Annotated in this window: 25 protein-coding genes; 19 read left to right on the forward strand and 6 right to left on the reverse strand. The window is 72.3% G+C overall.

Annotation, left to right across the window (positions count from 1 at the left end):
• Nucleotides 1-28 precede the first annotated feature (28 nt).
• Complete coding sequence (glpK, locus tag PKE99_RS22740; protein ID WP_037049024.1) at nt 29-1546, reverse strand: glycerol kinase GlpK; 1518 nt, start codon at nt 1544-1546, stop codon at nt 29-31.
• Nucleotides 1546-2376 carry an MIP/aquaporin family protein gene (locus tag PKE99_RS22745; protein WP_037049022.1) on the reverse strand — a complete coding sequence of 277 codons (831 nt, stop codon included), beginning with the start codon at nt 2374-2376 and terminating at the stop codon, nt 1546-1548. Before PKE99_RS22745 ends, glpK (PKE99_RS22740) begins: the two co-directional genes overlap by 1 nt.
• A 166-nt stretch (nt 2377-2542) precedes the next feature.
• Between PKE99_RS22745 and PKE99_RS22750 the strand changes: the two genes are divergently transcribed.
• The 10 genes from PKE99_RS22750 to PKE99_RS22795 all read left to right on the forward strand — a co-directional run bounded on the left by PKE99_RS22750 (nt 2543) and on the right by PKE99_RS22795 (nt 9760).
• On the forward strand, nt 2543-3304 hold the full coding sequence (locus PKE99_RS22750) for an IclR family transcriptional regulator (protein ID WP_037049019.1): 762 nt from the start codon (nt 2543-2545) through the stop codon (nt 3302-3304).
• Nucleotides 3301-4821, forward strand: a complete 1521-nt coding sequence (gene glpK / locus PKE99_RS22755) for a glycerol kinase GlpK (RefSeq protein ID WP_037049017.1) — start codon at nt 3301-3303, stop codon at nt 4819-4821. The genes PKE99_RS22750 and glpK (PKE99_RS22755) overlap by 4 nt, the downstream gene beginning before the upstream one ends.
• A gap of 113 nt (nt 4822-4934) precedes the next feature.
• Nucleotides 4935-5345 (forward strand): nuclear transport factor 2 family protein, encoded by a 411-nt coding sequence (locus PKE99_RS22760; protein WP_037049015.1) that lies wholly within the window; start codon nt 4935-4937, stop codon nt 5343-5345.
• Nucleotides 5345-6916 (forward strand): AMP-binding protein, encoded by a 1572-nt coding sequence (locus PKE99_RS22765; RefSeq protein WP_037049013.1) that lies wholly within the window; start codon nt 5345-5347, stop codon nt 6914-6916. Before PKE99_RS22760 ends, PKE99_RS22765 begins: the two co-directional genes overlap by 1 nt.
• Nucleotides 6917-6968: 52 nt before the next feature.
• Complete coding sequence (locus PKE99_RS22770; protein ID WP_037049011.1) at nt 6969-8096, forward strand: NDMA-dependent alcohol dehydrogenase; 1128 nt, start codon at nt 6969-6971, stop codon at nt 8094-8096.
• A gap of 2 nt (nt 8097-8098) precedes the next feature.
• Complete coding sequence (locus PKE99_RS22775; protein WP_037049009.1) at nt 8099-8524, forward strand: nuclear transport factor 2 family protein; 426 nt, start codon at nt 8099-8101, stop codon at nt 8522-8524.
• Nucleotides 8521-8736 carry a nuclear transport factor 2 family protein gene (locus tag PKE99_RS22780; RefSeq protein WP_037049007.1) on the forward strand — a complete coding sequence of 72 codons (216 nt, stop codon included), beginning with the start codon at nt 8521-8523 and terminating at the stop codon, nt 8734-8736. Before PKE99_RS22775 ends, PKE99_RS22780 begins: the two co-directional genes overlap by 4 nt.
• Entirely contained in the window at nt 8733-8936 is a 204-nt protein-coding gene (locus PKE99_RS22785) for a nuclear transport factor 2 family protein (RefSeq protein WP_037049005.1), read from the forward strand. The genes PKE99_RS22780 and PKE99_RS22785 overlap by 4 nt, the downstream gene beginning before the upstream one ends.
• 85 nt (nt 8937-9021) lie before the next feature.
• Nucleotides 9022-9264 (forward strand): hypothetical protein, encoded by a 243-nt coding sequence (locus PKE99_RS22790; protein WP_037049003.1) that lies wholly within the window; start codon nt 9022-9024, stop codon nt 9262-9264.
• A 1-nt stretch (nt 9265) separates the two neighbouring features.
• Complete coding sequence (locus PKE99_RS22795; protein ID WP_037049001.1) at nt 9266-9760, forward strand: VOC family protein; 495 nt, start codon at nt 9266-9268, stop codon at nt 9758-9760.
• Here PKE99_RS22795 and PKE99_RS22800 read toward each other — a convergent pair.
• Nucleotides 9742-10161 carry a DUF7144 family membrane protein gene (locus tag PKE99_RS22800; RefSeq protein ID WP_037048999.1) on the reverse strand — a complete coding sequence of 140 codons (420 nt, stop codon included), beginning with the start codon at nt 10159-10161 and terminating at the stop codon, nt 9742-9744. The two genes, PKE99_RS22795 and PKE99_RS22800, sit on opposite strands and share 19 nt — an antisense overlap.
• A 167-nt stretch (nt 10162-10328) precedes the next feature.
• On the opposite strand from PKE99_RS22800, the gene PKE99_RS22805 reads away from it, so the two are divergent.
• The 3 genes from PKE99_RS22805 to PKE99_RS22815 all read left to right on the forward strand — a co-directional run bounded on the left by PKE99_RS22805 (nt 10329) and on the right by PKE99_RS22815 (nt 13375).
• Nucleotides 10329-11681 carry a phytoene desaturase family protein gene (locus PKE99_RS22805; RefSeq protein ID WP_037048996.1) on the forward strand — a complete coding sequence of 451 codons (1353 nt, stop codon included), beginning with the start codon at nt 10329-10331 and terminating at the stop codon, nt 11679-11681.
• Between the two features lie 62 nt (nt 11682-11743).
• A complete protein-coding gene (locus PKE99_RS22810) occupies nt 11744-12577 on the forward strand; it encodes a mycofactocin-coupled SDR family oxidoreductase (RefSeq protein ID WP_037048993.1) in 834 nt (277 codons plus the stop codon).
• 144 nt (nt 12578-12721) lie between these two features.
• Nucleotides 12722-13375, forward strand: coding sequence for a TetR/AcrR family transcriptional regulator (locus tag PKE99_RS22815; protein ID WP_037048991.1), 654 nt, complete (start codon nt 12722-12724; stop codon nt 13373-13375).
• A 138-nt stretch (nt 13376-13513) separates the two neighbouring features.
• Here the strand turns inward: PKE99_RS22815 and PKE99_RS22820 are convergent, their stop codons facing one another.
• Nucleotides 13514-15340: an acetyl/propionyl/methylcrotonyl-CoA carboxylase subunit alpha gene (locus tag PKE99_RS22820; RefSeq protein WP_197040740.1), complete on the reverse strand. Its 1827-nt coding sequence runs from the start codon at nt 15338-15340 to the stop codon at nt 13514-13516.
• Nucleotides 15341-15530: 190 nt separating this feature from the next.
• On the opposite strand from PKE99_RS22820, the gene PKE99_RS22825 reads away from it, so the two are divergent.
• From PKE99_RS22825 to PKE99_RS22850, 6 genes are read left to right on the forward strand one after another with little or no spacing between them, the layout of a single operon-like run.
• Complete coding sequence (locus PKE99_RS22825; protein WP_037048988.1) at nt 15531-17045, forward strand: acyl-CoA carboxylase subunit beta; 1515 nt, start codon at nt 15531-15533, stop codon at nt 17043-17045.
• Complete coding sequence (locus PKE99_RS22830) at nt 17042-17851, forward strand: enoyl-CoA hydratase/isomerase family protein (protein ID WP_051737803.1); 810 nt, start codon at nt 17042-17044, stop codon at nt 17849-17851. The genes PKE99_RS22825 and PKE99_RS22830 overlap by 4 nt, the downstream gene beginning before the upstream one ends.
• Nucleotides 17851-18651, forward strand: coding sequence for an ester cyclase (locus PKE99_RS22835; RefSeq protein WP_037048986.1), 801 nt, complete (start codon nt 17851-17853; stop codon nt 18649-18651). The genes PKE99_RS22830 and PKE99_RS22835 overlap by 1 nt, the downstream gene beginning before the upstream one ends.
• Nucleotides 18648-19874 (forward strand): cytochrome P450, encoded by a 1227-nt coding sequence (locus PKE99_RS22840; protein ID WP_051737802.1) that lies wholly within the window; start codon nt 18648-18650, stop codon nt 19872-19874. Before PKE99_RS22835 ends, PKE99_RS22840 begins: the two co-directional genes overlap by 4 nt.
• Entirely contained in the window at nt 19871-20065 is a 195-nt protein-coding gene (locus PKE99_RS22845) for a ferredoxin (RefSeq protein ID WP_037048983.1), read from the forward strand. The genes PKE99_RS22840 and PKE99_RS22845 overlap by 4 nt, the downstream gene beginning before the upstream one ends.
• Nucleotides 20062-21978 carry an oxidoreductase gene (locus PKE99_RS22850; RefSeq protein WP_037048980.1) on the forward strand — a complete coding sequence of 639 codons (1917 nt, stop codon included), beginning with the start codon at nt 20062-20064 and terminating at the stop codon, nt 21976-21978. Before PKE99_RS22845 ends, PKE99_RS22850 begins: the two co-directional genes overlap by 4 nt.
• Nucleotides 21979-22053: 75 nt before the next feature.
• Here PKE99_RS22850 and PKE99_RS22855 read toward each other — a convergent pair whose 3' ends face one another.
• Complete coding sequence (locus PKE99_RS22855) at nt 22054-23691, reverse strand: flavin-containing monooxygenase (RefSeq protein ID WP_037048977.1); 1638 nt, start codon at nt 23689-23691, stop codon at nt 22054-22056.
• A 157-nt stretch (nt 23692-23848) separates the two neighbouring features.
• The coding region (locus PKE99_RS22860; protein ID WP_271214910.1) for a hypothetical protein at nt 23849-24110 on the reverse strand (262 nt) is incomplete at its 5' end.

Consider the following 24110-nt stretch of genomic DNA (forward strand, 5'->3'; position numbering starts at 1 on the left):
TTCCCAGCGGGAGGTCGATGCCGTGTTCCTAGTCGACCTCTACCCAGTCCAACGTCCGCTGCACCGCCTTCTGCCACCGGGCGTAGGCGGTCTCACGCTGTTCCGCGGACCACTGCGGCTCCCAGCGCTTCGACTCGTTCCAGTTCTGGCGCATCTCGTCGGTGTCCTTCCAGAACCCGACCGCCAGGCCCGCGGCGTACGCGGCGCCGAGCGCGGTGGTCTCGGCCACGACCGGCCGCGACACCGGGATGCCCAGCACGTCCGCCTGGATCTGCATGCACAGCTCGTTGGCGGTGACGCCGCCGTCGACCTTGAGGATGTCCAGGTTCACCCCGGAGTCCTTGGCCATGGCGTCGGCCACGTCCTTGCTCTGGAAGCAGATCGCCTCCAGCGTGGCCCGGGCGAGGTGGGCGTTGGTGTTGTAGCGGGAGAGTCCGACGATCGCGCCGCGGGCGTCGGAACGCCAGTACGGGGCGAACAGGCCGGAGAACGCGGGCACGAAGTACACCCCGCCGTTGTCCTCGACCTGGCGGGCGAGGGACTCGGACTGCGCGGCGCCGGAGATGATCCCCAGCTGGTCGCGCAGCCACTGCACGGCCGAGCCGGTGACGGCGATCGAGCCCTCCAGGGCGTAGACCGCCGGCTCGTCGCCGAACCGGTAGCAGACCGTGGTCAGCAGGCCGGAGTCCGACCGGACGAGCTCGGTCCCGGTGTTGAGCAGCATGAAGTTGCCCGTGCCGTAGGTGTTCTTGGCCTCGCCGGGCGACAGGCAGACCTGTCCGACCATGGCCGCCTGCTGGTCGCCGAGGATGCCGGTGATCGGCACCTCGCCGCCGAGCGGCCCGTTCGCCAGGGACCTGCCGTACGGCTCGGGCGAGCTCGACGAGCAGATCCTCGGCAGCATCGACCGCGGGATCCCGAACAGGGCGAGCAGCTCGTCGTCCCAGTCGAGGGTCTCGAGGTCCATGAGCATGGTCCGGCTGGCGTTGGTGACGTCCGTGACGTGCACGCCGCCGTTCGGCCCGCCGGTGAGGTTCCAGACCACCCAGCTGTCGGTGTTGCCGAAGATCGCGTCGCCGCGCTCGGCGGCCTCGCGGGCCCCGTCGACGTTCTCCAGGATCCACTGGATCTTGCCGCCGGAGAAGTAGGTCGCGGGCGGCAGCCCGGCCTTGCGCCGGATCGTGTCGCCGTGGCCCTCCCGCTCCAGCCTGGAGGCGATCCGGTCGGTGCGGGTGTCCTGCCAGACGATCGCGTTGTACAGCGGCCGCCCGGTGTTCTTGTCCCAGACGACGGTCGTCTCGCGCTGGTTGGTGATGCCGAGCGCCGCGAGGTCCTTGGCCGCCAGCCCCGTCTTGTTCAGGCCGGTCTGGATGACCGAGGAGGTGCGCTCCCAGATCTCCACGGGGTTGTGCTCGACCCAGCCCGCCTCGGGCAGGATCTGCTCGTGTTCCAGCTGGTGGCGACCCACCTCGTTGCCGCTGTGGTCGAAGATCATGAACCGCGTGCTCGTCGTCCCCTGGTCGACGGCGCCGACGTACTCGGGCATTACTTCTCTCCTCCGTGCTCGACGACGGTCTCACGCCCGACCGGCTGCTCCTCGGTGTCCTCCGGGAGCAGGTAGCGGCCGACGAGGATCTTGAAGAAGGCCCCGCCGACGAGGCCGCCGACGATCGGCGCGACGATCGGCAACCACCAGTACGGTGTCCCGTTCGGATCGACCCAGGCCGTCGAGTACCCCGTGATGTACGACGCGAGGCGCGGCCCGAAGTCACGGGCCGGGTTGATGGCGTAGCCCGCGTTGGCGCCGAACGCCATGCCGATCGCCACGACGAGCAGGCCGATGACCACGGGGCCCAGGTTCGCCAGCGGCGGGTTGTTCAGGGCGTTGACCAGGGCGAAGATCACGAACACCAGGATCGCGGTGCCGACGACCTGGTCGAGGAAGGCGGTGGGGATCGAGACCCCGCCGCCGCCGTTGCCCGGCAACGTCGCGAAGATGATCTGGGTGGCCGACGTGTGCCCGGGGTCGGCCCGGTTGATCAGGTCCGCGTACACGACCCGGACGATCAACGCCGCCACGAAGGCGCCGAGGGTCTGGGCGATGATGTAGGGCACCACCCGTTTCCACGGGAAGCCCTGGTACGAGGCCAGTGCGATGGTGACCGCGGGATTGAGGTGGGCGCCGGAGATCCGCGCGGCGACGTACACGCCGAGCGTGACGCCGATGCCCCAGGCCCACGTGATCGAGTCGTGGTCACCCAGGGGACTGTTCGGCGGTGCCGTGAGGACCTGCGCCACGACGCCGTTGCCGAACAGGATCAGGATCATGGTTCCGGCGAACTCGGCGCTCAGCGCGCCGAAGTAGGAGTTCCGCATCGAACTCTCCTTCCGGTCGTGACGGCCCCCGCCCGGGCGTACGCGCCGGACGGGGGCCGAACGGGACAGACGCTAGGAACGCGTGCGGGGTGCGACAACGCCCGACGTTCGACAATGTCGAACTGATCCTGTCGACCGGATCACACCACCCCGTAGGCTCCCACCCGTGCCCGGAGCGATCCAGTCCGTCGAGCGCGCGGCCGCGATCCTGCGGCTGCTGGGGGGCGCGGGCCGGCCGCTGGCCCTCGCCGAGCTGGCCGCCGCGCTGGACCTGCCGCGCCCGACCGTGCACGGGCTCGTCCGGACCCTGCGCGACGAGGGGCTCGTCGACCAGGACCGCACCACCGCCCTCTACCGCCCGGGTGCCGGGCTGCGCCGGCTCGGCGGCGGCTGGGACCGCCACGACCTGCGGTCGCGCGCGATGAACTGGGCCGACGCGCTGGCCGGGGGCACGGGCTGCGCGGTCTACCTCGCGGCGCCGGTCGGCACGGTGGCGAGCCTGGTGCACCACGTCTTCCGGCCGGACGGCTCGCCGCAGACTCTCCGCACCAACACCGAGCAGCCGTTGCACGCCACGGCGTGGGGGAAGTGCCTGCTGGCGTTCGCCCCGGTCGCGACACCGCCTGCCCGCGAGCTGGAGCTGCGCCGCTACACCGGCCGCACGGCCAGCACGGTCGCGATGCTCGAGGCGCACCTTGCCGCCGCACGCGCCCGAGGCATGGCTACGGACGTCGGGGAGTTCGAGACGGGCGTCGGCGGCGCCGCGGTCCCGCTGCGCTCGGGGGGCGGGCTCACGGTGGCCGCCCTCGGCATCGCCGCTCCGGTGGAGGAGCTGTTCGGCGGGGGCGGGGAGCCCCGCCGGCACCTCGCCGAGCAGCTGCAGCACGCCGGCCGGGAGATCTCCGCGTCCCTGGTGACGTCCCGATGAGCGAGCCGCGGACCTCGGCGCCGCGCGAGCGCGTGGTCGCGGCCATCGACCAGGGCACGACGTCGACGCGCTGCCTGCTCTTCTCCCGCTCCGGCCGGATGCTCGCCGTGGCCCAGCGCGAGCACCGCCAGCACTACCCCGAGCCCGGGCGGGTGGAGCACGACGCCGAGGAGATCTGGCGCAACGTCGCCCGGGTGGTCCCCGAGGCACTGCGGCGGGCCGGGCTGGAGCCGGAGAACATCGTGGCGCTCGGCATCGCCAACCAGCGCGAGACCACGGTGATCTGGAACCGCCACACCGGGGCGCCGCTGGCCCGCGCGATCACCTGGCAGGACACCCGGACCGGCCCGATCGTCGCCCGCCTCGTCGAGGAGGGCCTCGGCCCGCTCTACGCCTCCACCAGCGGGTTCGGCCCCGCGACCTACTTCGCCGGCCCGCGGCTGCGCTGGCTGCTCGACCACGTGCCGGGCGCCCGCGCGGGGGCCGAGGCGGGCGACGTCCTGTTCGGCACCATGGAGAGCTGGCTGATCTGGCGGCTCACCGGCGGCCCGGGGCGCGGCGTCCACGTCACGGACGTGACCAACGCGAGCCGGACCATGCTCATGGACCTCCGCACGCTGGAGTGGTCGCCGAAGCTGCTCGCGGCGCTGCGCGTCCCCGAGCGGATGCTGCCGGAGATCCGGTCCAACGCCGAGATCTACGGCGTGTGCACGGAAGTGCTGCCCGGGGTGCCGGTGGCCGGGGCGCTGGGCGACCAGCAGGCCGCGCTCGTCGGGCAGACCTGCTTCGCGCCCGGCGAGGTCAAGTGCACGTACGGCACCGGCGCCTTCCTGCTCAAGAACACCGGCGCGCGGATCGGCGGCTCGGCGCAGGGTCTGATCCCGACCGTCGGCTACCTGGTGGGGGAGCGGCCGGTCTACGCGCTGGAGGGCTCGATCGCCGTCACCGGCTCGCTGGTCCAGTGGTTCCGGGACTCGCTGGGGATGATCGGCACCGCCGCGCAGATCGAGACCCTCGCGATGACGGTGCCGGACAACGGCGGCTGCTACGTCGTGCCCGCCTTCTCCGGGCTCTACGCGCCGCACTGGCAGGCGAACGCCCGTGGCGTCATCGTCGGCCTGACCAGCTACATCACCCGCGGCCACCTGGCCAGGGCGGTGCTGGAGGCCACCGCCTGGCAGACCCGCGAGGTCGTCGACGCGATGAACGCCGAGTCCGGCATCCCGGTCACCCGGCTCAAGGCCGACGGCGGCATGACGGCCGACCACCTGCTCATGCAGTACGTCGCCGACGTGCTCGACGTGCCGGTGGAGCGCCCGCTCGGGTCCGAGGCGGTCTCGCTCGGCGCGGCCTACGTCGCCGGGCTCGCGGTGGGCCACTGGCCGGACCTCGAGGTGTTGCGCGCCAACTGGCACCGGGCCGCGATGTGGGAGCCGGAGATGGCCGACGGGGTGCGCGAGCGCGAGCGCGAGAACTGGGCCCGCGCCGTGGCCCGCAGCTACGACTGGGTGCGCTGATCTCCGTTCCGTCCCCGCGGACGGGAGTGTTGTGGGCCACTCGCGCGTGGTGCTAGCCTCACCGCTACCAAACGGCCGTTAGACGATGATGACCAGCGTTGCCGGAGGCCCCCATGACCGCTCGTGCGGAGATCGAGAACACCCTGGGCCGTGCGGCCTGGGGCTACGACGAGAACGACGTCGACCTCATCGCGGCCCAGTTCACCGAGACCGCGACCATGACCATGCAGATCGGCCGCGACGGGGACACGATCGGCCCCTTCGACGGCCGCGAGGCCATCCACAAGCTGCACGCCGACTCGCTCGCGGCGCAGACCGACCAGCGCCGGCACAACATCTCCAACCTGGTGATCGTCAAGGAGACGGCCGACAGCGCCTCGACGACGTCGAACCTCACCCTGCTGTCCGTCGAGGGCGGCGCGATCCGGGTGCTCTCCAGCGGCTGGTACCGGGACGAGCTGGTGAAGCAGGGCGACACCTGGCTGATCGCCTCCCGGCACATCTACCTCGACCTGCCCTACTGATGGTCAACGTCGGACGGATCCCGGAGAAGTGGGCGGCGCTGACCCCCACCCGGGACGCGATCGTCGACGCCCCGAACGGGCGTCGGATGGACTGGCGCACGCTCGACGAGCGGGTGCGGCGGCTGGCCAACGGCCTCGCCGGCACCGGCGACGGCGGGCTCGGGCTCGCGAAGGGCGACCGGGTCGCGATCCTCGCCAAGAACTCGATCGAGTACCAGGAGCTGTACTACGCGGCGGGCCGCGCCGGGCTCGTCGCGCAGCCGCTGAACTGGCGGCTCGGCGTCCCCGAGCTCACCAAGATCGTCACCGACGGCGCGCCGAAGGCGCTGATCGCCTCCGACGAGTGGCTCGACACCGCCAAGCAGCTGCAGGCCGCGGTCGACGTGCCGCACTGGCTGCAGTACGGCCGCGGTGGCGACGGCAGCTACGAGGACCTGCTGGCGCGCAGCAGCACGGACGAGCCGGAGCGCTCCGCCACGACCGGCGACGCCGACCCGTTCTTCATCCTCTACACCGGCGGCACCACCGGGGAGTCGAAGGGCGCGCTGCACAGCCACACCAGCACGTCGTTCGGGATGCTCAACCAGACCGTGGCGGAGCGGATCGTCGCGACGGACGTCTACATGCTGACCGGGCAGATGTACCACATCCCGGTGGTGCTCTCGATGAACTACATGCGCCACGGCTGCCCGCTGGTGCTGATGAACTTCGAGGCCCGCACCGCGCTGGAGCTCATCCAGGAGGAGAAGGTCTCGGCCTTCCTCGGCATCACCACGATGCTCAACTGGATGATGGCCGTGCCCGGCTTCTCCGGCTACGACATCTCGTCGTTGCGCAACATCCAGTACGGCGGCGGCCCGATGCCGTCGAGCGTGGTCAAGGCGGCCCTCGACCACTTCCCGTGCACCCTGATCCAGGGCTACGGGCAGACCGAGGGCACCACGATGTGCTTCCTCTCCCAGGAGGACCACCTCGACGCGGTGCGCGGGGTCCATCCCGAACGCCTCATGTCGTGCGGCCGCGAGGGGTTCGTGACGACCGTGCGCGTGGTCGACCCGGACGGCAACGAGGTGCCCAAGGACGGGCGGACCGCCGGGCAGATCGTGGTCCGGTCCGAGGCGAACATGCTCGGCTACTGGGGCCGGCCGGACCTCACCGCGGCCACGCTGCGGGACGGCTGGATGTGGACCGGCGACGTCGCCACCTGGGACGCGGACTCGTACGTCTTCATCGTCGACCGCGCCAAGGACATGATCATCTCGGGCGGCGAGAACATCTACTCGATCCAGGTCGAGGAGGCCGTCAACCAGCACCCGTCGGTCCTCGAGTGCGCCGTGATCGGCGTGCCCGACGACGAGTGGGGCGAGGCCGTCAAGGCGTTCGTCGTGCTCAAGCCGGAGACCACCGCGACCGAGGCGGAGATCATCGACACCGCGCGGCAGCACCTGGCCTCCTACCAGAAGCCCCGGTCCGTCGAGTTCGTCGACGCCCTGCCCAAGGCCCCCACCGGGAAGATCCTCAAACGCGATCTCCGCGCCCCGTACTGGGCGGACCGCGACCGGTCCGTCTGACCCCTGCTCGTCCCCCGCTGATGTCCGTGCCCGTGCTCGAAGGGGAGCATTCATGAAGACCAAGGGAGCCCTGCTCTGGGAGCCCGGCACCAACTCCGGCTGGAGCGTCGAGGAGATCGAGATCGATCCCCCGAAGCGCCGCGAGGTGATGGTGAAGCTGGCCGCGTCCGGCATCTGCCACTCCGACCACCACCTCGACGACGGCGTGATCCCGCTGCCCTGGGCGCCCGTGCTCGGCGGCCACGAGGGCGCCGGCGTGGTCACCGAGGTCGGCCCGGAGGTGCACGACCTGGAGGTCGGCGACCACGTCGTCCTCTCCTTCCTGCCCTCGTGCGGGCGGTGCAAGATGTGCGTCTCCGGCCGCTCCAACATGTGCGAGCTGGGCGCGGGCGTGCTCGCCGGCTACGCGCCCGACGGCACGCACCGCGTGCACGCCCGGGACAAGGGCGTGGGCTGCATGTCCTTCCTCGGCACCTTCGCGCCGTACGTCTGCGCGCCGGTCGACGCCGTCGTCAAGATCGACAAGGACATCCCGCTGGACAAGGCCGCGCTGATCGGCTGCGGCGTGCCGACGGGCTGGGGTTCCTCGGTCTACGCCGCGGACATGCAGCTCGGCGACACGGTCGTGATCGTGGGGATCGGCGGCGTCGGGATCAACGCGGTGCAGGGCGCGAAGCACAAGGGCGCCAAGAACATCATCGCGATCGACCCGGTGCCCTTCAAGCAGGAGCAGGCCCAGGAGTTCGGCGCCACGCACGCGGTGTCGAACTACGAGGAGGCCGCCGAGCTCGTCGAGCAGCTGACCAACGGCCAGGGCGCCGACCGGGTCATCATCACCGTCGGCATCGCCTACGGGAACCTGCTGAACCCGGCGCAGGAGATGACCCGCCGCGGCGGCGTCATCGTGCTGACCTCGGCCGCGCCGATCCTGCAGCGGGACGTCGAGTTCGACCTGTTCACCTTCGCGATGTCCGGCAAGCGGCTGCAGGGCTCGCTGTACGGGACCACGCAGTCCCGCAACGACATCCCGCTGCTCACGGACCTCTACCGGACCGGGCAGCTCAAGCTCGACGAGCTGATCACGCGCACCTACGCGCTCGAGGACATCAACCAGGCGTTCGCGGACATGCAGAAGGGCCTCAACCTCCGCGGCGTGATCATGTACGACCAGGAGGGCTGACGATGAGCCGCGCCGACGACGTCCAGCAGATCATCACCGCCACGCTGCTCTACGCCCGCGGGCTCGACCTGTTCGACCCGGACGAGGCCCTCTCGGCCTACACCGACGACGCCTACTGGGACGCCACGGCGGTGGGTCTCAAGCGGTTCGAGGGCCGGGACGAGATCCACGGGTTCTTCAAGGCCGACGCCGAGTCGATGGCCGAGCAGTGCCACATCATGACCAACCACATCGTCGAGTTCGACGGCCCGGACAGCGCGCACGGCACCAACTACGTGTACGCGGAGGGGAAGACGAAGTCCGGCGCCACGATCAAGGCGATCGCGCTCAACCGGGACGAGTACCGCCGGGTCGGCGACACCTGGAAGATCTCGGGCCGGGCGATCTCGCCGCTCACGGCCCCGCAGATGGAGGGGTTCGACGCATGAGCACCGGCGCCGAGGTCGTCGAGCGGTACATCGAGATCATGAACGAGCTCGACATCGACGCGCTCGGCGGGATCTTCGCCGACGACGTCGTGGTCCGGCTGCCGTTCGCGCCCGACCCCGTGCCGAAGGTGACCGAGGGCAAGGCGGCCGTGCTCGCGCTCTACGCCGGCTTCCCGCACCTGGTCGGGCCGCTGGGCTCCACGACCTGGTGATCTCGCCGCTGGCGACGGAGGGCGAGTTCGTCGCGGAGTACCGCAGCGACACCACGATGCTCTCCACCGGCGAGCCCTACCGGAACGCCTACATCAGCACCTTCACGGTGCGGGACGGCAAGCTCGCCGCCTTCGCGGAGTTCTTCGACCCGCTGGTGTTCCTGCAGGCCCAGGGCGCCACCGTCGCGCTCCCGGCCTGACCCCTCCCGCCCGATGAGCGAACGGCGCTCTCGCTCAGAGCCAGTGAGCGAGAGTGCCGTTCGTGCGACCCGACCCGGAGGACCGATGCGCGCGCCCGGGGCCGCCGTCGTCGCGATCTGCTTCGCGGTCGTCATCCTCGACGGCGGGATCCTCGGCCCGTACGCGGTGGGGCTGCTGATCGGGGCGGGCGTCGCGTTCCAGTGGAACTTCTGGTTCTTCGTCGCGTTCGCGCTGCTCGCGATGCTGCTGGTGCTGGCGCTGGGAAGGCACCCGGACGAGCGGGACCCTGCGACGCGCCCGGTCGCGCCCGAGTCCGCCAGGGGGTGACGTGGGCCTGCACCACCTCGGCGTCCGGGTCGCCGACCTGGACCGCGCGACCGCCTTCTACCGCGCCCTGGGCGCCACGCCGCTCGCCGAGCCACTGACCCTCGGCGGGCGGGCGGCGGGGCTCGCCATGAACGCCCCGCCCGGCACCTCGGTGCGCATCGCCCTGCTCGGCTTCCCGGACGGGAGCGGCGTCGAGCTGTTCGAGTTCGACCCGTTGCCGCAGTGGTGCGGCCCGCCCGACCCCGCTGCCCGCCTGCCGCATCTCGGCATCCGGGTCGACGACGTCGACGCCGCCCTCGCCGCCGCCGAGGCCGCGGGCGGGCGACGGCTGTGGCCCGAGCCCTCCCACTGGGGCCCGCTCCGCGTGATCTATCTGGCCGACCCCGACGGCACGGTGCTGGAGCTGCTGGACGGGCCTCTCGTCGAGGTCGCCAAGGTGATCGTCCCGCGCCGTGGACCCGCACCGGCCGCGTCCGCTCAGCCGCCCACCTCGTGACCGTGGCGCACGACCGCCCACACGATGAGGGCGGACAGGACCAGGATGAGGACCGCTCCCACCGGGTAGGCGACGAGGAACGCGAGCTGGACGATCCCGTTGAAGCCGGCCACGAGGACCGCCACCACCCGTGCCCATCCGGCTCCGCGGAGCAGGGCGGCCGCGGCCGCGAGCTCCACCACACCGAGGGCCAGCAGGACCCAGCCCCACTTGGTGACCTCCAGCAGCAGGACCCGGTCGGCGTCGGCGACCACGAACCCACCTCGGGCGAGCGCGCTGATCCCGTCCCACACGTTCCAGCACCCGAGCAGGAACAGCAGCACCGCGGCCAGTCGCACCACCACGACCCATCGGGTCCGCCGGGGTGCTCGCGGCTCCCCGGCGGTGAGGTCTCCGGTCACGTCGGTTCCTCCTCCGTCCACGACGCCGTGTCCGGGCAGGCTGGCCCGGCACTCCCGGCCGGGTCGTCATCCGCCGCGGGTGAACGGGTTCTCCGGCGGCGGTTGCCCGCCGGGGGTCACGCGGCTAGCTTCACTACCAAACGAACGGTAGACGCTGGGAGGCGCCCGTGTCGTACGACGTCATCGTGGTCGGGGCGGGCACGTCCGGCCTGGTCACCGCCTCGCTGCTGGCGGAGCGGGGCAAGCGGGTACTGCTGCTGGAGAAGCACGCGTACCTCGGCGGGCGGGCGCGGGAGTACCGGTACAAGGGGCACCAGCTGGGTCTCGGCAGCCACCTCGTCGAGGATCCCGGCGACTCCTTCACCCGGGTCTGCTCGGTGATGGGGCTCGACCTGGTGCACTCCGAGCGCAGCGATGCGATGCCGTTCTGGACGAACGGGAAGGGCTGGGCGCCGATCCAGGAGCAGTACTCCGGCGCGGCGAAGCAGGGGCTCAAGCGCTGCATCCAGGCGCTCAACGACGTCTCGTACGGCGAGCTCGAGACCTGGAACCACGCGTCGTTGCGCGAGTGGATGGCGCAGTACACCGCGGACGAGGGCGTCTACACGGTGTGGGAGGCCATCTCGGTCCTCGAGCAGACCACGCTGCGGCCGTGGGAGCACTCGGCCTCGGAGAACCTCTACACCCGCAAGCTGCACTACTCGACGCAACGCACCGCGGGCTACTCGTTCTGGCCGATGGGCGGGTGGGACGCGCTGTGGCACAGCATGGTCGCCGCGTTCGAGGCGAAGGGCGGGGAGATCCGGCTGTCGGCGCCGGTGCGGCGGGTCGACGTCCGGGACGGCGCAGTGCAGGGCGTGACCCTGCGCGACGGGGAGGAGGTCCCGGCGCCGCAGGTCGTGGTGTCCGCACCGGTGTGGGACCTGTTGCGGCTGTTCGACGACGGCGCCCTCCCCTGGGAGCTCCGCTCCCGGATCGGGATGCTGGCCGCGAACCGCAACCGCGCCTGCTGGATCGGCTACTGGATCGCCGCGAAGGAGCCGGTGATCGCGATGAGCGAGCGCGAGATGGCGTCGTTCCTGTCGACGCCTCGGTGCGGGCTGCCCGGCTTCACGCTCAACTTCACCGGCTACGACCCCGGCGTCTCGCCCGACGGCGAGTACCTGACCTGCGTCGGCGCCTCGTTCGACGCCACGGAGCACTACGGCGACCGCGCCTGGCTCGACCGGAAGTTCGCCGAGCTGTGGGAGGACATCGAGGAGATGATGCCGGCGGCGCGCGGGGCGCTGTGGACGAAACCGCACGTCGTCACCAGCTACGGCGTGATCACCAAGCCCGGGCTGGTCGGACCCGTGCGGCCGGACGCCGAGGTCCGCGGCGTCGAGGGGCTCTGGCTCACCGGCGACACCACCCGGGCCCGTGGGATCGGCATCGACAAGGCCGCGCGTTCGGGCATCACCACCGCCGAGGCGGTGCTGGGCCGCCGGCTCGAGGCCTTCGCCGGGACCATGCGCTACTGAGCTTCCCCATCTGACAGTCGTTTGGTAGACACTAACCGGTCGACGACGCGAGGAGGCGTGCCATGGCGGGACGGGTCGAGGGCAAGGTCGCGCTGATCACCGGCGCCGCGCGCGGGCAGGGCCGCAGCCACGCGGTCCGGCTGGCGCAGGAGGGGGCCGACATCATCGCCGTCGACCTCTGCGGGCCGCTGGCCACCGTGGACAAGTACCCGCCGGCCACCCGCGCCGATCTCGACGAGACGGTCGCCGAGGTGGAGAAGCTCGACCGGCGGATCGTCGCGCGGGTCGCCGACGTCCGCGACCGGGCCGCGCTCACCGCGGCGGTCGACGAGGGCGTCACCGAGCTCGGCGGGCTCGACATCGCGGTGGCGAACGCGGGGATCGCCAGCTTCGGCGCCGCGTTCGAGATCACCGACGAGATGTGGCAGGAGATGCTGGACGTCAACCTCACCGGCGTCTGGAACACCGCTCGCGCGGCCGTGCCGCACCTGATCGAGCGCGGCGGTGGGTCGCTGATGTTCACCAGCTCCATCGGGGGGCTCAAGGGGATCCAGAACGTCGGGCACTACGTCTCGACCAAGCACGGGATCGTCGGGCTGATGCGCACGCTGGCCAACGAGCTCGCGCCGCACCGCATCCGGGTCAACACGATCCACCCGACCAACGTCGACACCGACATGATCCAGAACCCCGGCACCTGGAAGCTCTTCGCGCCGGACGACCCCGAGCCCACCCAGGAGAAGGCGCTCCCCGGCTTCCTGTCGCTCAACGCGCTGGAGGTCCCGTGGGTCGAGCCGATCGACATCAGCAACGCCGTGCTCTTCCTGGGCAGCGACGAGGCCCGGTACATCACGGGCGTCACGCTGCCCGTCGACGCCGGCGCGAACGTCAAGTAGGAGGCGCGGTGCGCATCATGGACGCGGTCGGGCTGGTCACCGGCGGGGCCTCGGCGAGGTGGTCCGGCTGGACGCGGCGACGCGCCTATGACTGTCGACCGTTTGGTAGGCTCCTCCGATTCGACCGCGTCGAGGGGAGCGGGGATGCGGCAGCCGGCCGGGCGGAGTGCACGGCGTTCCGGGGGAGAGCGTAAACCCCGCGAGGAGCGCTGGGCCGAGCTCATCGAGGTCGCCACGCAGGTCTTCTACGAGAAGGGCTACGACGGCGCGTCCCTGCAGGACATCGCCGACCGGCTCGGGATGCTCAAGGGCAGCCTCTACTACTACATCCAGTCCAAGGAGGACCTGCTCTTCGACGTGATCAGCGCCGTCCACAAAGAGGGTCTGGCCGTCGTGCGGTCCCGGTCGGAGGTGCCCGGCGGCCCGCTGGAGCGGCTGGAGAGCGTCATCCGCGGGCACGTCGAGCACACCTGCCGCAATCTCGTGCCGACCGCGGTCTTCCTGCACGAGCTGTCGGCGCTGCCCGTCGGGCGTCGCAAGGAGATCCTCGGGTCCGAGCACGCCTACCAGGGCGTGTTCCGCGACCTCGTCGAGCAGGGGCAGGCCGGCGGGCTGGTGCGGGCCGACCTCGACCCGCGGCTCGCGGCCCTGTCGATCCTGGGCTCCACGAACTGGGTGTACCGCTGGTTCCGTCCCGGCGGCACCTTCACCCCCGAGCAGATCGGGGCCGAGATGGCGGAGATGGCGATCCGCGGGATCGCAACCGAGGAGGCGTTGCAGGCCCGCGCCTCGCGCTGACACCTCAATCGGGTCGACGTCGTCGCGCCCGGGCTCGTGGCCACGGACATGGGGGAGCGGCTCGAGCCACGTCGGGGCAGCGGGACGTTCGATCTCCGAGCGTTCCGCTGCCCAGGGTGGATCTTGAGTGGAGGTGGCTCAGGTGAGGGTGATCAGGGGGGAGCCTGCGGCGACGGGGCTGCCGGCGCCGACCAGGACCTGACCCACCGTGCCGCCGACCTCCGTGCGGATCTCCATCTCCATCTTCATGGCCTCGAGCACCGCGACGACGTCGCCGGGCGCCAGCTCCTGGCCGGGCTGCACCCAAACCTGGACGACGGTCGCGTCCATCGGCGCGACGGGCACCGTGCCGACCGCGGAGGACGCTCCCGCGGCCGCGCCGGCGGACTTGCGGGTCGGGCGGGTGGACGCCGTGGCCGCGGCGCCCGGGCGGACGGTGCGGCCGTAGACCGCCACCTCCACCGGGCCGCGGTCGGTCGCGATGCGGACCCGGCGGGTCGGCACGGTCGCGCCGCCCGGCACCACGCCGGACCCGACCGTGCCGGACCCCGATCCGACCATGCCGGCCCCGGCACCGCCGCCGGCTCCGGAGGCGACCCCGGCGCCGGGCTTCGTCGCCGGGTCCGGCACCCACTCCCGCTGCACCGAGCCGGTGTCGTGGGTGCCGGCGGCGAAGGACCCCGAGTCCAGCACCTCGCGCAGGTACGGGGCGGTGGTCGGCACCCCCTCGACCCGCAGCTCGCCGAGCGCGGCGACGAGCCGGCGGCGGGCGGCGTCGCGGTCGGCGCCGTGGGCGAGCACCTTGCCGAACATCGAGTCGTACTCGGGAGCGACGGCTCCGCCCGCCTCGACGCCGAAGTCGTTGCGCACCCCCGGCCCGAGCGGGAGCGCCAGCCCGGTGACGGCGCCGGGCGCGGGCCGGAAGTCCGCCCACGGGTCCTCGGCGGCGATACGGGCCTGGATCGCGTGACCCGAGACCCGGACGTCGTCCTGGGTGAAGGGCAGCGGCGCGCCGTCGGCCACCCCGAGCTGCGTGGCGACGATGTCCAGCCCGGTGACCAGCTCCGTCACCCCGTGCTCGACCTGCAGCCGGGTGTTCATCTCGAGGAAGAAGAACTCGTCGGACGTCGGCAGCACGAGGAACTCGACGGTCCCCGCCCCGACGTAGCCGACCTTCCGCGCGAGGGTCACGGCGGCGTCGAGCAGTCGCGCGCGCAGTGTGTCCGACAGCCCGAAGGCCGGCGCCTCCTCGATCAGCTTCTGGTGCCGCCGCTGCACCGAGCAGTCCCGGTCGAAGAGGTGCACGACGGTGCCGTGCGCGTCCCCGATCACCTGCACCTCGACGTGCCGCGGACGCTCCAGGTACCGCTCGAGGTGCACCTCGGACCGCCCGAACGCGGCGCCGGCCTCGCGCCCGGCGGCGGCCATGGCGTCGGCCAGCTCCTCGGCGGAGTGCACCACCCGCATCCCGCGCCCGCCGCCCCCGAAGGACGCCTTGACCACGAGCGGGAACCCCAGCTCGGCCGCCGCCTGCGTGGCCTCCTCCACGGAGAGGTCGCCGGTTCCCGGCGGCACCGGGACCCCGCACTCCTCGGCCAGCGCGCGGGCCGCGACCTTGTCGCCCATCCGGGCGATGACCTCGCTCGACGGCCCCACGAACGTCAGCCCCGCGCCCGTCACGGCCTCGGCGAACCCGGCGTCCTCGCTGAGCAGGCCGTACCCGGGGTGCACCGCGTCGGCGCCGGCGGCCTTGGCCGCGCCGAGCAGGGCGTCGACGTCCAGGTACGAGGCCCGCGCCGGGGCCGGGCCGATCCGGTGCGCCTCGTCGGCCAGCCGGACGTGCAGCGCGTCGGCGTCGGCATCGGAGTACACCGCGACGGCCCGCAGGCCGAGCTCCCGGCAGGACCGGATGATCCGCACGGCGATCTCGCCACGGTTCGCCACCAGGACGGTCTGGATCGACACGAGCCGCTCCGCTCTACTCGGGGGGTCGACGAGGCCTGTCTACCAATCGACCGTCTGGTAGTCTAGCGTCCGTCGGTGAGACCCGACGGACACCGGTACGAGCGGAGGTCCCGTGACGGCAACGGACAGCCCCACGGCGCCAGCAGGCACCCCCGGCAGTGCTCCCACTGGAGGCACCGGCGCGCACACCATGGCGGACAGGATCGCGCTCCTGCGCGAGAAGCAGGAGGCCGCCCACGCCAGCGGCGGCCCGGAGGGCCTGCGCCGGCACCGGGAGTCCGGCCGCCTGCCCGTGCGCGAGCGGATCGACATGCTCGTCGACCCGGACACGTGGTTCGAGATCGGCGCGCTCGCCCTGCCCGAGCTGCGGCGCGAGAAGCCCATCCCGGGGGACGCGGTGGTGACCGGCTTCGGCCTGCTCGACGGCCGCCGCATCGGCGTCATCGGCATCGACTCCAGCGTGGTCGCGGGCACCACGGCCCCGATCAGCATGCGCAAGCAGGGGCGGTTGATCGAGCACGCGCAGCGGCACGGCTTCCCCCTCGTCCTGCTCTGCGACGCCGACGGCGGGCGGATGCCGGACGTCTCGGGCTGGCGGTTCTCCGGCCTCCCGCTGGACTTCACCACGTTCCTCAAGCCCCCGCCGGGTCGGCCGGTGGTGCCCCGCGCCGCCGCGGTGCTGGGCCCGAGCTACGGCGACTCGGCGTTGCACGCCTCCACCGCGCACTACGTGGTGATGGTGCGCTCCGGGTCGATCGCGCTGTCCGGGCCGAGCGTCGTGGAGCCCGCGATCGGGGAGAAGGTCACCGACGAGGAGCTCGGCGGCCCGGCGGCCGCGACCGAGGCGGGCAACGCGCACCTCGTCGTGGACACCGAGGCCGACGCGATGGACGCCATCGCCGCGTTCCTGTCCTACATGCCGCAGAACTCCACCCAGCGCCCGCCGGTGGCGCCGCCGCTGCCCCCGGGGCGGGACCCGAAGGACCTCGAGGAGATCGTCCCGCTCGGGGCGCGGTCGGGCTACGACATGCGCGACGTGTTCGCCTGCCTGGCCGACGAGGCCAGCATCCTGCCCTGGGCGGACGGCTGGGGTTCGAGCCTGCTGTGCGCGCTGGCCCGGATCGAGGGCCGCCCGGTGGGGCTGGTCGGGAACCAGCCGATCGTGCGGGCGGGTGCGCTGGACCCGGCGGCGTTGGAGAAGGAGAAGGTGTTCGTGCAGCTGTGCGACACCTTCGGGCTGCCGCTGGTGTTCCTGCACGACGTGCCGGGCCTGATGATCGGCACCCAGGCCGAGCGCGGCGGGATCCTGCACGGCTACGAGGCGCTGGTCTCGGCGATCGCCGAGGCCACGGTGCCCAAGGTCGGGGTGGTGCTGCGCAAGGCCTACGGCGGCGGGCACTTCGCGATGGGCGGCCGGCCGACGAAGCCGGACTTCCTCTACGCCTGGCCCAGTGCCGAGCTGGGGTTCATGGCCCCGGAGACCGGGATCCGCACCATCCACCGCCGGCGGTTGGAGAAGGTGCTGGCCGAGCAGGGCCCGGAGGCGCACGCGGCGCTGGTCGCGGAGCTCACGGCGGAATGGATCAGCGAGGCGGAGCCCTGGGAGGCCGCCGCGCACCTCTCGCTCGACGACGTCATCGAACCGGGCCGGACCCGGGAGGTCGTCGCGGCGAGCATCGACATCGCGCTCGGAGGCCGTCTGTGACCAGTAGGAACGGGACCACCACCCGCAACGTCCGGGTGGAGGTCGAGGAGGTCGGGGACGGCCGCGTGGCCATCGCCGTGCTGACGATCGACGACCCGGCGAAGCTGAACGCGATGGGCCGCACCTTCTGGGCGGAGATGCGCGAGGCGCTGGCCACGCTCGAGGCCGACGGCCGGACCCGCGCGGTGATCATCACCGGGGCGGGGGAGAAGGCGTTCTCCGCCGGTGGGGACATCGCGAGCTTCGCCGAGCTGACCGACGTCACGGCCAAGCGGGCGTTCCAGCAGGACTGCATGCGGACGTTCGCCGCGGTCGAGGAGACGCCGCTGCCGGTGATCGCGGCCGTGAACGGTTACGCCATGGGCGGGGGCTGCGAGCTGGCCCTGGCCTGCGACGTCGTGGTGGCGGCGGACAACGCGAAGTTCGGGATGCCGGAGAGCGCGGTGGGGCTGGTGCCCGGGTTCGGGGTGCTGCGGGCCCCGTCGGTGATCGGCCGGCACTGGACCAAGCTGATGATGTTCTCCGGGGAGCGGGTCGACGCCGAGACCGCGCAGCGGATCGGGCTGGCGCAGAAGGTGGTGCCCGCCGCCGAGTTGATGGACACCGCGCGGGAGATCGCGGTGCGGATCGCCGGCATGGCGCCGCTCGCGCTGGCCACGGGGAAGAACCTGGTCAACCGGGGTGTGGACCGCGGGGAGTTCGACCACTCCACGGCCGCGCTGACCACCCTGCACGCCACCGCCGACGCCGCCGAGGGGATCGCGGCGTTCGTCGGGAAGCGGGCGCCGAAGTTCGAGGGGCGGTAATGGAGCCTTTCGTCGCGCTCATGCGGCGCTACGTCAACGACTACACCAACCGGCACGACGTCTCGGTCTGCCCCGAGATCATGGAGCCGGGCTACACGCTGCGGATGGGCCCGCACGAGGTGGCGGGCCGCGACGAGCTGTACATCCCGGCGTCGCAGAAGCAGTTCACGCAGTTCCCCGGCCTGTGCCTCACGGTCCACGAGATCGTGACCAACGGCGACCGGCTGGCCATGCGGTTCTCCGAGCACGGCCGCTCGGTCAGGCACGACGGGCGCGGGGCCGCGTGGACCGGGCTCGGGCTGTACCGCTGGAACGGCACGAGGCTCGTCGAGAACTTCGTGGAGCAGGACTACCTGGCCCGGCGGCGGCAGCTCGCCTCGGGCGTGCCCGCCGCGGTCGAGCCGCCGGCGCTGGCGCCGTGGGACACCGTGGCGCTCGCCCCGGATCCGGAGGCCGAGGCGGTGGTCCGGGCCTGGATCGACGAGTCCGCGCCGGGTCCGGTCACCCTCGACGACGGGGCCCCGGACATCCTGCTCGACGACGCGTCGTCGCAGGTCGACGACCTGTTCTCGGCCGGCCCGCACGTGGCCTTCCGGGTCACCCGCACCGGCACGTACATGGGCGGGCTCGGCGCCGACGCCGGGATCGACGACGCCGCGCTCACCGGTGCGCCCGGCACACTGCACCTCGTCGGGCTGGTCACCGTGGCCGACGGCCGGGTGACCGGCGGCCGGATCGTGCGGGACCGGCTGGGCCTGGCCCGCAGCCTGTCCCGGCCGACCGTGGGGAGCGCGTCGTGACCGTGCCCGGAATCGACTCCGTCGATCTCACCACCCCGTCGGCGAGCGCGGACCCGTTCTCCGTCTTCCGTGCCCTGCGCGAAGGCGACCCGGTGCACTGGAGCGAGGCCCACCGGGCCTGGCTGATCACCCGCTACGACGACGTCTCGGCGGCCTTCCAGAACAAGGCCTTCTCCAACGACCGGGTACGCCCGGTGCTGGAGCGCAAGCGGCAGGCCGGCGCCGAGTCCGCCGCGACCGGCGTCCTCGGCCTGATGACCGGGTGGATGGTCGTCAACGACCCGCCGGTGCACACTCGGCTGCGCAAGCTCGCGGCCGGCGCGTTCAAGGGCCAGCGGATCGCCGCGATGGACGAGATGATCACCCGGATCGTCGACGAGCACCTCGACGCGTTCCTCCGCGGCTCAGGGCCGCAGGACCTGATCTCCGAGGTCGCCTACCCGCTGCCCGCCACGGTGATCGCGACGATGCTCGGCGCCCCGCCCGAGGATCGGGACCGGTTCCGCGAGTGGTCGGACGAGCTCGCACTGGTCGCCTTCGGCACCGGCGGCGCCGCGCGGGCGGACCGGCACGAGCGGGCGCTGCGCGGGCTGCGGGAGATGGAATCCTACTTCCACACGCTCATCGGGAAGCGCCGGGCCGAGCCGGGCGAGGACATGCTGTCCGCCCTCATGGCGAAAGAGGGCGACGACCGGCTGACCGACGACGAGCTCGTCGGCATGTGCGCGCTGCTGCTCTTCGCCGGCCACGAGACCACCACGAACTCGATCGCCAACTCGGTCCTGGCTCTGCTGCGGCACCCCGACCAGCTCGACCGCCTGCGGCGCGACCCGGCCCTGATCGGCCCGGCCGTCGAGGAGCTGCTGCGCTTCGACGGCCCGATCAAGGTGCTCAACCGCTGGGTGGTCGCCGAGACCGAGGTCCGCGGGAAGACGATCCGGCCGGGGGAGCGGGTGCACCTCGTGCTCGCCTCGGCCAACCGGGACCCGGAGAAGTTTGCCGACCCGGACACGCTCGACCTCGGCCGCAGCCCGAACCCGCACGTCGCCTTCGGCAAGGGCATCCACGCCTGCATCGGGGCCCAGCTGGCGCGGATGGAGACCCGGATCGCGGTGGCGCGGATCGTCGAGCGGCTGCCCGGGCTCGCGCTCGCGGAGGAGCCCGAGTGGAAGGACGTGCTGGCCTCCCGCTCCATGGAGAAGCTGGTGGTGACCCACTCGTGAGGATCGGCGTCGACAGCGAGGTCTGCGAGGCGCACGGCCAGTGCTCGATCGTCGACATGGACCTCTTCCCCCTCGACGACGACGGCTACTCGGCCGTCGGGCCGGACCGCGAGGTCCCCGAGGGCGAGGAGGACACGGCGAAGCTGGGTGTCGATGCCTGCCCGGTCCGCGCGTTGAAGGTGCTGTCGTGAGCGTGCTCTTCACGCCCGTCCGGCTGGGCCCGCTCACCCTGAAGAACCGCCTGGTCATGGCCCCGATGGGCACCTGTCTCGACAACGGCGGGTACATCACGGACGACACCGTGGCCTACTACCGCCGGCGGGCCGAGGGCGGCGTCGGGGCGATCACGGTGGAGGGCTGCCTGGTCTCCGCGGACACCGTCGGGCCCGAGCCGCGGATCTGCGGGCCGGAGTACCTGCCCGGGCTGCGCCGGGTCGTCGAGGCCCTGCACGGGCGGGTGGGTGAAGGCGCCGACGTCACGGTCGGCGTGCAGCTCATGCACCCCGGCCGGCAGGTCGTCGACGGGCCGTCCGTGGCGCCGTCGCCGGTGCCGCTGAACTCGGCCTCGCCGGTGCCGCACGAGCTGACGGTGCCGGAGATCGAGCGGATCGTCGCCGACTACGCGCGGGCGGCCCGGTACGCGGAGGAGGCCGGGTACGACTACCTGGAGGTGCACGGGGCGCACGGCTACCTGCCGTCGAACTTCCTGTCCCCGCAGCACAACCACCGCACGGACGCCTACGGCGGCACGCTGGAGAACCGCGCGCGGTTCTCCGTGGAGGTCGCCCGGGCGATCGTCGCGGCGTGCGACCTGCCGCTCGTGTGGCGGCTCAACGGCACGGACGCCGAGCCCGGCGGCTTCGACCTGGAGTCGGCGGTGGCCGTCGCCCGGATGCTCGAGGAGGCCGGGGTCGCGTCGATCTCCGTGTCGTCGGGAACCTGGCTGACGCTGCAGCAGACCCTCGCGCCGATGTCCGTGCCGCGCGGGCACATGCGGCCGCTGGTCCGGGCGGTCAAGCAGGCCGTGTCGGTGCCGGTGATGGCCGTCGGCCGGCTGGACGACCCGGAGCTCGCCGAGAACATCGTCGAGTGGGGCGAGGCGGACATGGTGCTGCTCGGCCGCGGGCTGATCGCCGAGCCGGACTGGCCGCTGCTGGTGCGCGACGGGCGTCGGGACGAGCTGCGCCCGTGCATCGCCTGCAACGCGTGCGTCGACCTCGTCGGCCGCGGCGAGCGGGCCCGGTGCTCGGTGAACCCCGAGGTCGGCCGCGAGCGGACCTGGGAGGTCGAACCCGCGGCGCGGCCGCGGCGGGTGATGGTGGTCGGGTCCGGGCCGTCGGGACTGGAGGCGGCGCGGCTCGCCCGGCTGCGCGGGCACGAGGTCTCGATCTGGGAGCGGGACGCGGAGCTGGGCGGGAAGCTGGAGGTCGCCGGCCTGGCGCCGAGCAAGCGCGAGGTGCTGCGGTTCCGCGAGCACCAGGCGCGGCGGCTCACCGCACTCGGGGTGGAGATCCACACCTCCGCGCCGGTGTCGGCGGGGACCGTCGCGGCCGAGCGGCCGGACGTCGTGATCGTCGCGACGGGCGCGGACCCGCTGGTGCCGCCCATCCCGGGCATCGACGGGCCCATCGTGCACGACGCGCAGCGGCTGCTGCGCGGCGAGATCGCGGTCGGGCCCGGGACGCGGCTGGTCGTGGTCGGCGGCAGCGCCACCGGTTGCGAGACCGCGGAGCTCATGCGGGCGCGAGGCGCCGAGGTCACGATCGTCGAGATGCGCGGCAGCATCGGCCGTGGGATCGAGGCGATCACCCGCCGGCAGCTGGTGCGGCAGCTCAAGAAGGACGGGGTCGAGGTCCTCACCAGGGCCACTGTCGTCGGGATCGAGCCCGGGGTCGTGCACTGGCAGGAGGCCGACGGCACGCCGCACTCGATCGAGGCCGACCTCGTCGCACTCGCGATCGGGTGGCGCCCCACCGGCTCCGACGTCACCACCGGGCTGGAGCTCGGTGAGGGCATCGAGGTCAGGGTGCTCGGCGACGCCGACTCCCCGGCCGACTTCGTCCGCGCGGTCAACGCCGGCGCCGACGCGGGCCTCACCGTCTGACCCCGGAATGCACCAACGGCACCTTCGTGCGGTAGGTCTGCGCGAAGGTGCCGTTGGTGCGTTGAGGTGGGCAGGTCAGGCGGACTGCTTCTCCGGCGCCACCGTGACGTCCGGGGACTTGGTGTAGCCCTCGTAGCCCTTGGCGGCGACGTCGTCGCACCGCTCGCGGTACACGCCGACCCCGCCGATGTAGGCCATGAAGACCCGCGGCTTGCCGGGGACGTTGGAGCCCATGTACCAGGAGTCCGCGGTCGGGTAGAGGGTCGTGTCGCCGACCTCCTCGACGTGGCGGACCCACTCGTCCTCGGCCTCGGGCGTCGCGTCGAGCTCCTCGACACCGTTGTCGCGCATCCACCGGATGCAGTCGGTGACCCAGTCGACGTGCTGCTCGATCGACACCATCATGTTCGACAGCACCGACGGGCTCGACGGGCCGGTGATCGTGAACATGTTGGGGAAGCCGGCGACCGACAGCCCGAGGTAGGAGCGGGGGCCCTCGCCCCACTTCTCCTTCAGCGACACCCCGCCCTTGCCCCGGATGTCGACCCGGGTGATGGCGCCGGTCATCGCGTCGAAGCCGGTGGCGAAGACGATCGCGTCGACCTCGTACTCGTTCTCCGACGTCCGGACGCCCTTCTCGGTGATCTCCACCAGCGGGGTCTTCCGGATGTCGACGAGGTGGACGTTGTCCTTGTTGAAGGTCTCGTAGTAGCCGCTGTCCAGGCACGGCCGCTTGGTGCCGTACGGGAAGCTCCGCGGGGAGAGCAGCTCGGCCAGCTCCGGGTCGTGCACGGTCTCGCGGATCTTGGACCGGACGAACTCGGCGGCCGTCTCGTTGGCGTCCTTGTCCACCAGGGTGTCGGTGTACGAGGTGAGCACGGCGACGAGGTTGCCCTGCTCCCAGGCCGACTCGTAGGTGGCGGTGCGCTCGGCCTCGTCGACCTCGAGCGCGGACTGCGTGGGCAGCGGGACCGGGACGCCGAAGGCGGAGAGCTGCTGTTCCTTGCGGAACTCGCGGTAGGTCGCCTTGCGGGCGGCGACCTCCTCCTCGGTGAGGGGCCGGTTGCCCGCCGGCATCGAGAAGTTCGGCGTCCGCTGGAACACGACGGTGTCCGCGGCCTGGCCGGCCATGATCGGGATCGACTGGATGCCGGACGAGCCGGTGCCGATCACCGCGATCCGCTTGCCCGTGAAGTCCACGCCCTCGTGCGGCCAGTGCCCGGTGTGGTAGGTCGGACCCTGGAAGCGCTCGGCACCGGGGATCTCGGGTGCCTTGGACACCGAGAGGCAGCCGGTGGCCATGACGAACCACCGGCAGTCGACGACCTCACCGGTGTCCGTGGTGACGGTCCAGCGCCTGCGGTCGGCGTCGTAGACGGCGCTCTCGACCCGGGTGTCGAAGGTGATGTCGCGCGTCAGGTCGAAGCGCTCGGCGACGTGCTCGGCGTAGCCGAGGATCTCGGGCTGGGTGGCGTACTTCTCGCTCCAGGTCCACTCCTGCTCCAGCTCCGGGCTGAAGGAGTACGAGTAGGCCAGGCTCTCGACGTCGCACCGGGCGCCGGGGTACCGGTTCCACCACCAGGTGCCGCCGACACCGGAAGCGGCCTCGAACACCCGGGTGGACAGGCCCAGCTCGCGGAAGCGGTGGAGCTGGTAGAGGCCGGAGAACCCGGCCCCGACGATGACGGCGTCGACCGTCCTGTCGTTGGTCATGCGCGTGCTACCTCCAGGCTGCGACTCGGCAGACGTTGGGTGACGTGCACCCAGTCAACCGAGCGTTTGACAAGTCCGCGACGTGCGCGGCGACGCAGTCGGGGCGCGGCTTCGTTCCGGGGACACCTTGACCCGGACGGGTCCGGTGTGCTGCGGATCACTCGCCGCGGGTGTGGCCCCCGGTCAGCGCGGCGACGAGCGCCCAGTCCGGGGCGGCCGGGTCCAGCTCGCGCAGCTCCCGGACGGACCGGGCCGCGGCGGAGTCGGCGAGCCGGGCGGCGAGCAGGTCCGGGCAGGCGGCCGGGAGCTCGCCGACCTGGACGAGGCCCGCGGCGAGCCGGGTCCAGCCGGTCGCGGCCGGGTCGCCGGCCTCGGCCAGCGCGGCCAGGGCGGACCGGTGCGCGGCGACGGCCCGGGAC

Origin of the sequence: Pseudonocardia halophobica (assembly GCF_027922425.1) — a bacterium.
Lineage (GTDB): Bacteria > Actinomycetota > Actinomycetes > Mycobacteriales > Pseudonocardiaceae > Pseudonocardia > Pseudonocardia halophobica.

Excerpts from the sequence above, each read along its gene's own strand:
- PKE99_RS22760 (WP_037049015.1), top strand. The coding sequence starts at position 4,935 with ATGACCGCTCGTGCGGAGATCGAGAACACCCTGGGCCGTGCGGCCTGG.
- PKE99_RS22855 (WP_037048977.1), bottom strand. The coding sequence starts at position 23,691 with ATGACCAACGACAGGACGGTCGACGCCGTCATCGTCGGGGCCGGGTTC.
- PKE99_RS22765 (WP_037049013.1), top strand. The coding sequence starts at position 5,345 with ATGGTCAACGTCGGACGGATCCCGGAGAAGTGGGCGGCGCTGACCCCC.
- glpK (WP_037049017.1), top strand. The coding sequence starts at position 3,301 with ATGAGCGAGCCGCGGACCTCGGCGCCGCGCGAGCGCGTGGTCGCGGCC.
- PKE99_RS22775 (WP_037049009.1), top strand. The coding sequence starts at position 8,099 with ATGAGCCGCGCCGACGACGTCCAGCAGATCATCACCGCCACGCTGCTC.
- PKE99_RS22835 (WP_037048986.1), top strand. The coding sequence starts at position 17,851 with ATGGAGCCTTTCGTCGCGCTCATGCGGCGCTACGTCAACGACTACACC.
- PKE99_RS22825 (WP_037048988.1), top strand. The coding sequence starts at position 15,531 with ATGGCGGACAGGATCGCGCTCCTGCGCGAGAAGCAGGAGGCCGCCCAC.
- glpK (WP_037049024.1), bottom strand. The coding sequence starts at position 1,546 with ATGCCCGAGTACGTCGGCGCCGTCGACCAGGGGACGACGAGCACGCGG.
- PKE99_RS22810 (WP_037048993.1), top strand. The coding sequence starts at position 11,744 with ATGGCGGGACGGGTCGAGGGCAAGGTCGCGCTGATCACCGGCGCCGCG.
- PKE99_RS22745 (WP_037049022.1), bottom strand. The coding sequence starts at position 2,376 with ATGCGGAACTCCTACTTCGGCGCGCTGAGCGCCGAGTTCGCCGGAACC.
- PKE99_RS22770 (WP_037049011.1), top strand. The coding sequence starts at position 6,969 with ATGAAGACCAAGGGAGCCCTGCTCTGGGAGCCCGGCACCAACTCCGGC.
- PKE99_RS22815 (WP_037048991.1), top strand. The coding sequence starts at position 12,722 with ATGCGGCAGCCGGCCGGGCGGAGTGCACGGCGTTCCGGGGGAGAGCGT.
- PKE99_RS22790 (WP_037049003.1), top strand. The coding sequence starts at position 9,022 with ATGCGCGCGCCCGGGGCCGCCGTCGTCGCGATCTGCTTCGCGGTCGTC.
- PKE99_RS22780 (WP_037049007.1), top strand. The coding sequence starts at position 8,521 with ATGAGCACCGGCGCCGAGGTCGTCGAGCGGTACATCGAGATCATGAAC.